We start from the raw sequence: 8,444 nt of genomic DNA on the forward strand, positions 1-8,444 counted from the left end.
ATTTCAAAAATTTAAAGAATGGCGTGGTATAGCAACAAGATATGCTAAAAATACAAAATCATACATGGCGGGTCTTTGTTTAAGGGCTTTACTAATGTGGACTCAAATCTCGTGACGACACGCCCTAGATAAAGATATAGATATATTATTATCTATTATATTGTGTGGGGGAAATTTTTTGCCATTTGGGTTAAATTTTTCTTCCTGCTGAGTTGAAATTTTTTTATGGCTAGATTGAATATTTATACAATCAGAGCGATAAGAATTATCATTAGCTTTACGAAAACTTATAAATTTCTTAAGGAGTTTGATACATAAAATATTGCGGCATTTTATGTTATATTTGATCGTAGTAATTAAAGTAAAATCAATGAACCCACTTATTTTTAATTCTCTTAGACATTGTCTAACTCGCCTTTGACAAACTCCTAGCTCTTTTTCGAAAAAGTGATAACCTTCTTGTAATTCTTCTGATAGTTTATCTTTTTGATAAATCTGTAGGCGAGAAACTATCAACGACAGGAGTTGACGAGAGGTTGTACTTAATCGTTTATCACAATTATTGGTAAGGTTTCGCCATTCAGGCGGGATGAAATTACCAACAAAATTATAAAAGATAATATCAGAATTTTCAACTAAAGCATTGGAAAAAGTTAATGATTCCGTCATATTTTCCCCCTTGTAACAGGGTAAAAAATAGATTTTTTTGTAGGTCAAATTTCAATATTAGCACATATGGTACACATATGAAATTCTTAAAAAGAGTAATAAAATCCTGAAAGGCTGATAAGTAATGGCGGAGAGAGAGGGATTCGAACCCTCGATACGGTTACCCGTATAACGGTTTAGCAAACCGTCGCCTTCAGCCTCTCGGCCACCTCTCCAAGTCGTGTGACTATAGCATTAAATTGTTTGTATTTCTATAATTATTTTATTCTCAAATAATATTACTACAAACTTATGCCAATTGATAAACCACTCTCACCAGATGCTTACCTAAAACCCGCTCTACCTTCTAACTTTCGACAGCTGTGGTTGGTAACGAATACGATAAAAACTAATATAAAGTAAAGGGGTTACATAAAGTGTTAATATCGATCCAACAGCAACGCCTGTTACTAGAACCATAGCCATTTGGAAGCGACTATTGGCATAATTCCCACTATCAAAGAAAAGTGACAGCAAGCCAATACTCATAGCCAGAGAAGTAATTAAAATTGCCCTGATTCTTGATGTGGCTCCTGTTACTATTGATTTTATCCCTCCTTTCCCTTGATGCATTGCACTACATAACAATACACTATGCTTAGTCATTAATCCCGCTAATGTGATAAGTGATATTTGAGTATAGATATTTAACCCCCCTTGAGTAAAATATAAACTCAATAAAGCTATACTTAAAGCAGCTGGAATTCCTCCAATTAGAATAATAAATGATAGCATTAAATCGTTAAAGCGTGCAAACATTAATAAGTAGAGTCCAAATACAGATACTAAAATTAGTAATGTAAATGATGATGTTGAATCAATAAGCATTTTCGTTTGTTCACTATAGCTAATATCACTATCACTTGGCAATTTACTATTTAACTGATCAATAGAATGCACTGCATCTTGCAATTTAACGCCATGTTTAGCAGTGGCAATTACTTCAATGGAATACTGCTCATTATAACGCATAATTTGATTAACTGTATTTACCCTATCAATATCGCATATATCCTTAAGCTGAATAAGGTTTTCTCCATTTTTCTGTGTTGTAATAAACATATTTTGTATATTACTTAGCATTTTACCAAATTTAGGGTCTGATTTAGCAACAACATCATAAGTATTATCATAATGCTTAAAGTTTCCTATCTTTCTAGCATTAAACAGAATATCTAAAGTATTTGATATATCTTTCTGACTTAAGCCATATTTGAATAATTTATCTTGATTACACCAAATTTTATAATCTTGCACAAGTGAAGTGGCAATAGCTATAACACTAGTAAATAAATTCTGTGAATTAGCCTGTATAAAATGAACATCCTGCCAAGCATTCTCCATAGATGAATGGTTATTGACATAAAAGCTCAACTCAACGTTACCCTTTGCTGAACCAGTATTTTTCCCCTGGGCAAACTTCACTGAAACATCTCCACCTACTGCTATTCTTGCGAGTTTAGCTTCAATTTCATGCAAGGTTTGCACCGCTTTAGTTTTATCTTTTAATATTATCCAAATTGTTGAACGTGGCGATTCTTCAATATTTAGGGTATATTTAATATTATCACTACTATTGACTATTTTAGTAATTTTCTCCATATAACGATGGATGTAACTTAAATTGGTATTAGGCATAAAGATGTTGGTAAGTATAATCATATCTTTTTTTTCAAATGGCTCAATTTCTATTTTCATAGAGTTTGATGCAACATATGTACCAGCTGCTACAACTATAGTTACTAAGAATAAAAATACTCTGGCATAGCGTATAATAAAAAATAAAGAACTTTTATATTTGTCCGTAATCATATCCAGCGTCTTATTAACAATTTGAGCAAATTTGCTTTCATGCGTATTATTTGCTAGTTTTAAGAACAATATAGGTGTTAAAGTAAACGCCACGATAAAGGACATCACTAAACAAGCAATGATTGATAGAGAAAATTCCTGTAAAATTTTTCCTACCTCTCCTTTAATAAACAAAATAGGGATATATATTACTACTAGCGTAAGCATCAATATTAAAACAGATAAAAAGAGACCATAAATTGCTTGCAATATACTAGTTAAAGCATTTTTATTTTTCTGATAGTAATGTTCAGCATTCTCAATCACTACGATAGAGTCGTCAACCACCAACCCTATAGCCAAGACCATTGCCAACATCGTTATCGAGTTGAGTGTAAAACCACACAAATATAGCATAACCAAACAAGCAGCCATTGAGACTGGAATTGCACAGATTGCAATAATTGAATATCGCACTGATCCCATTAGCAGTAAAACAATTACTGACACCAACAATACCGATTCAATCAAAGTTTTTTTCACTTCTTGAAAAGCTTGTAAAATATCTTGGCTATCATCAATAACAACCTGAAAGGTAAAGTGTGGATTAGCTTTTTCGTAATATTCTAGGAAATGTTTTACATTTTTTGATACATCAACTGGATTGGCATCTGACTTAGCAAAAATACCTAATAAAACAATTTTATTCGTACCAAAATAGGCAAAACTAAGTGCCTCTTTATCTGATAGCGTAATGCTAGCAATATTTTTTAATTTTATAGCAACATTATTACTTTCCAAATTGATATCGCCAAAATCACTCAACTTATTGATTGTCGTATCAAAAGATATATATTCTGTTTTATATTGATTTGATAATTTACCACCAGAAAAATCAGTATTTTGTAGTGTTAACGAAGCAAGGACACTATCTAAAGGAATATAATATTTTGCAATTTTTTCCGGATCAATATCGATATTAACCACTTTTTCTGTCACACCAAAACCAGATGAATTGGCTACACCATCAACATATTTAAGCTTTTTCTTGATTGTTTCAATATCCTCAGCGGTAACTAACAAATTATTATTAGACCCCACAGCAATATACATCATTGGTAAAGCAGAAAAGCTTTCAGTCGAGATTATCGGGTCTTTAGCTCCCTCTGGCAAGAGAGCCTTGTTTTTTAGTATCAAATCTCTAACTTGGTTAATTGCTTGTTCTATCGGAACTTTTTTGGCAATACTTAACGTTATTTTACTTTCTCCTAGCTGACTAACAGCAAGAATCGACTCAAGACCATCAACATGTGAAAAAACCTCTTCAAAAGGTTTAGTAATGTATTTCTCTATCAAATCCGGTCTGACGTTCGGGTTGATGATCGAAATATAAATATTTGAAGCAGGGATATTGGGTAAAAGTTGAATTTTCAGCTGCAAATATGCGTATATCCCAAGCAGCACCACCACAATATTGATCACCACAAAAATACTGCTATGTTCCAACAATTTTTTTATCATAAACCTGTTTTTACGATGCTTTCTTATATGGTGTTATTGTTTTTGTCGGTACAACCGATTTTTTTACTGGAATAGTGGACTTGGTTTTGGTGATTAAGCCCTCTTCTTCCTTAATAACTTTAGGGGTAGCTCCTACTACTGTTTCTCGACTAATTATCTGAACAGGAGTTGTAGTTACAAGTTGAGTCTTGTTCTGTTGTTCTCCTGATATGTTAGTTTCAACAACTTGATTAGTTGGCGATGATGTCAAATCACCTACACTACCTACACTATATATACTAATTGAACGATTGCTTCTAGAAGTTACACTACTGTTATTATTACTATTCAATGGTGTACTGCTTCCCTGTATCTTTTTCATTTCATTTTGCGTTTTAGTTAAATCTTGCTTTGCTGTTTTTACTCCTGATGAGTTTTGTTGATTAACGGGCTGTCTTTGGACTCCCGGAACATTCACACTCTTCCCCATAATGGGTTTTGTACTCTTATTTAGTGGCACTTTTGTTTTTCCAAAAGCTTGCAAAGCAAGAGCATCCCCAGTCATATATTTAAGTGCTTGCATCTCTTTCTTTATTTCGTCCTCTTTTTTTTCAAATTCTTGACGAAGCCGTGCATGCTCATCCTGAAGATTTTTTAGCTCATCAGCTCTTTTCTTATTATTTCTTATAGAAACTCCCCGAACCTTCTCATGCTCTTCCTCAAGATTTTTTATTTCTTTAGCCCTTTTTTTCTTACTTCTGAGGAAGGCTTGCTCAGCCTTATCATAGCCATCATCAAGCTTTGTTAGTGTAGCCGCTCTTTTTTCTCAGCCGTTACTAAACTTCTTTGCTCAACGGCATGCTTATCCTGAAGTGTTTTTAGCTCTTTGGCTCTTTCTCCCTCTTTTGTCGCAAAAAATCTCTGAGCATTCTCCTGCTTCTCGTTAAAATCTTGTAACTTTTCATCTATTTTTCCCACATTTTTTGTGAGTAACTTACCAGCATATGTACGTGCATTCAGTATATCTTGTATCTGCTTATTTTTTTCATCATCCTCTTTTTCAAAAATTTTCCGAGCAAGTATAAATTTTTTCTTAGCTTCTTGTATTTGTGTATCTAATGTTTCTTTGTTATGACTACTCCTGTACTTCGCCTCAAGTTTCTGTATATTCTCAGTTAGTTTTTCCGCTTCTTTTGTAAAGGTTTGACAAGCAGCATCACGCTGAACCCTATATTCCTGTACCTCTTTAATCGTGTCCTTCTCATATTTATCGTATACTCCATGAAGGTTCGCCTTTTCCTCTATACAATTTTGTATCTCTTCCATTCTTTCTCCATCTTTTGTTTTGAAGATTGTCCGAGCACTCGCATGCTTATCCAGAAGTGCTGTCATCTCTTTCTCTCTCTTTTTCTCACCTCTTGCAAAGGCTTGCTTAGCCCTCTCATATTCCTCATCAGCATTGGTTATCCCTTCTTTTCTTGTTTTCTCAATTCTTTCAAAGCTTCGCTTAGCATTTTCATCTTTATCCCGAAGTGTTTTTAGCTCTGTAGCTCTTTCTTCCTCTTTTATCGCAAAGAATTTCTGAGCATTATCGTACTTCCTCTGAAGACCTTGTATCGCTTGCTCTCTTTTTTTGTCACCTCTTTCAAAGGCTCGCAAACCAGCCATTTGCTTCTCCTTAAGTACTTGTATCGCTTGTTCTCTTTTTTCCTCATTTTTTTCGAAGTTCTCTAAATCTTTTTACGCTGACTGTCATTTTCTTCTTTCTGTTTAGTTATTTGATTCTTTAACGCTTCTTGGGCTTGTCCAGTTGCCACTGCACACTGATCATCAAGCTTTTTCATCTGCTCAGCTCTCTTCGTCTCTTCTTCTTTGAATTTTTGCATATCATGTTCACGCTTACTAAGAATACCTTGCACCTCTCTTCCAATTGCTTCCTCTTCTGCTTTTAAGATTTTTACATCTTCAGCATACTGATTAGCAATATTTCCCATTTGCTTATCTATCTCTTCCTCTTCTTTTATAAAAGCCTCTGCATTTTCGTTATATTTCTTATAAATAGCTGCCATTTGATTATCTATCTCTTCCTCTTCTTTTATAAAAGCCTCTGCATTTTCGTCATATTTCTTATAATCTGCTGCTTGTTGATCCAAGTCTTCTTTCTGTTGCCGTACTGTCTCATTAGCCGCTGCTAAGTTCTTCTCCGCCTGCTCCTTTTCTTGAACCGCTGCAGCCAACTCTGCTGCTTGTTGATCCAACTCTTCTTTCTGTTGTTCAGCTTTATCATTAGCCGCCTGTAAAGCAGCGTCTTTTGCAGCCAAGTCTGCTCGTTGGTCAGCCAAATCTGCTGCTTGTTGCTGTTCTTTTTTAACCGCTTCAGCTTTCTCTTGCTCCGCTGCAACCAGCTTAGCATGGGTTTCATCCTGAACTTTTTGCAAATTATCTTGCTCAGTTTGTGCAAGTTGTTTAGTAGCTTCTAATTCCTTATCTTTCTCTACCATCGCAGTCTGTGCATCTGCTGCAGCCTTAACCGCTGCATCTTTATCTTGCTCCGCTTTAGCCAAAGCTGCTGCTTGTTTAGCCAACTCTTCTTTCTGTTGCCGTGTTGTCTCATTAGCCGCTGCTAAGTTCTTCTCCGCCTGCTCCTTTTCTTGAACCGCTGCAGTCAAAGCTGCTGCCTGTTGTTGTACAACTTGCTCCGCTGTAGCCAACTCTGTTGTTTTTGCATCCAAAGCTACTCGTTGGTTAGCCAAAGCTGTTGTCTTATCTCTTACATCTTGCTCCGCTGTAGCCAACTCTGTTGCTCTTGTATCCAAAGCTACTCGTTGGTTAGCCAAATCTGTTGTCTTATCTCTTACATCTTGCTCCGCTGTAGCCAACTCTGTTGTTTTTGCATCCAAAGCTACTCGTTGGTTAGCCAAATCTGTTGTCTTATCTCTTGCATCTTGCTCCGCTGTAGCCAACTCTGTTGTTTTTGCATCCAAAGCTACTCGTTGGTTAGCCAAAGCTGTTGTCTTATCTCTTACATCTTGCTCCGCTGTAGCCAACTCTGTTGCTCTTGTATCCAAAGCTACTCGTTGGTTAGCCAAAGCTGCTCGTTGGTCAGCCAAAACTGCTGCAAAATCTTCCATCTTTTTAACCGCTTCATCTTTCTCTTTAGTCACAGTTGTTACCTTATCTGCTGCAGCTTTAACCGCCGCATTTTTCTCTTCAGTCAAAGCTGTTTTCTGTTGCCGTGCTATATCATTAGCCTTCTGTAAATCTGCGTCTTTTGTAGCCAAAGCTGCTGTCTGTTGCCGTACTGTTTCATTAGCCGCCGCTAAACTCTTCTTTGCCTGATCCTTATCTTGAACCGCTTTATTCAAAGCTGATGCTTGTATATCCAAGTCTTCTTTCTGTTGCCGTATTATATCATTAGCCTTATGTAAATCTGCGTCTTTTGCAGCCAAATCTGCTTTCCGTTGTTGTTCTTTTTTAACCGCTTCAGCTTTCTCTCGCTCCGCTGCAACCAGCTTAGCATGATTTTCATCATGAGCTTTTTGCAAATTATCTTGTTCAGTTTTGGTAAGTAGTTTAGCAGCGTCTAATTCTTTTTGATTCTTTGTTATCTCAGCCTGTGCATTCTTTAATTCTGGTTCTTTTTGAACAAAACCTGCCATCTGTTGTTGTGAATTATTAGCAAGCAATTCCTTTTTTACCTTTGAATCATCTTGTGAACCACCTCTATTTTGTTGAGCCTGCTGACTAAATGAATTAGTTTTTATCTCAGGTTGCTTAGATAATTGGGATTCTAATTTTTCTAGTTTCTCAAGTTCTAGTGTTTTCTTCGTGTATTTATCATCCAAATCATTTATGTTGCTTAGTAACTTTGCTAATTTTTCTTCAGCTGCTTTGATATCCTCATGCAATTTCACAATATTTTCTGAAGGTGCTTGCCGTTCTAAATTCACTTCTTCCCTTTGAACAATTTGGCTGTCTGGTTGCTTATTATCATCTAAAATTATTGCTTGTTGACTAGAATTCCCAGTTACCTGACTTGGTGATTGATTAGTTTTAGTATTTTGATCTTTTGTAGTAATATTAAGATTTTCATCTTCATTTACATGTTTTTTAGAATCCCTTTGAGAGTTTGTATCCTCTTGAGTAATACGCTTATTACTACCAATATATTGTTCTGGGGTAGGATTATTACTAGGAGCAGCTCTTTGCCCAGTACTTGATGAAGAATTTGAATTACTCGAGCTATTATTATCGTTACTATTCTTATCGTTATTATTATTTTTGGAATCTTCTAGCTCTGCCTTTTTCTCATTCAGTTCTTGCTCAAGAGCCTGTTTTTTCTTGTTTAGTGTCTGTATTTCCCCAGCTTGTATTACATTCATTCTCTTAAGTTGAGCTGGATTATCAACCTCAGCAGCATGAACAGAACTACAGAATAATAGTAT

At 35.6% G+C, this 8,444-nt stretch carries 5 protein-coding genes and 1 tRNA gene; all 6 read right to left on the minus strand.

The window, feature by feature from the left end; translation table 11 throughout:
• Positions 1-102: 102 nt before the first annotated feature.
• Positions 103-669: a hypothetical protein gene (locus RiCNE_RS04935; RefSeq protein ID WP_192866937.1), complete on the minus strand. Its 567-nt coding sequence runs from the start codon at positions 667-669 to the stop codon at positions 103-105.
• A 125-nt stretch (positions 670-794) separates the two neighbouring features.
• Positions 795-884, minus strand: a tRNA-Ser gene (locus RiCNE_RS04940).
• 124 nt (positions 885-1,008) lie between these two features.
• A complete protein-coding gene (locus RiCNE_RS04945; protein WP_094649493.1) occupies positions 1,009-4,020 on the minus strand; it encodes an efflux RND transporter permease subunit in 3,012 nt (1,003 codons plus the stop codon).
• A gap of 10 nt (positions 4,021-4,030) precedes the next feature.
• Positions 4,031-4,582, minus strand: coding sequence for a hypothetical protein (locus RiCNE_RS04950; protein ID WP_094649494.1), 552 nt, complete (start codon positions 4,580-4,582; stop codon positions 4,031-4,033).
• 221 nt (positions 4,583-4,803) lie between these two features.
• A complete protein-coding gene (locus tag RiCNE_RS04955; RefSeq protein ID WP_094649495.1) occupies positions 4,804-5,667 on the minus strand; it encodes a hypothetical protein in 864 nt (287 codons plus the stop codon).
• A 62-nt stretch (positions 5,668-5,729) separates the two neighbouring features.
• Positions 5,730-8,444: coiled-coil domain-containing protein (locus tag RiCNE_RS07545; protein ID WP_157905687.1), on the minus strand; the 2,715-nt coding region annotated here is incomplete at its 5' end.

The sequence above is a fragment of the Rickettsia endosymbiont of Culicoides newsteadi genome (genome assembly GCF_002259525.1).
In the GTDB taxonomy this organism is placed as follows: Bacteria; Pseudomonadota; Alphaproteobacteria; order Rickettsiales; family Rickettsiaceae; genus Tisiphia.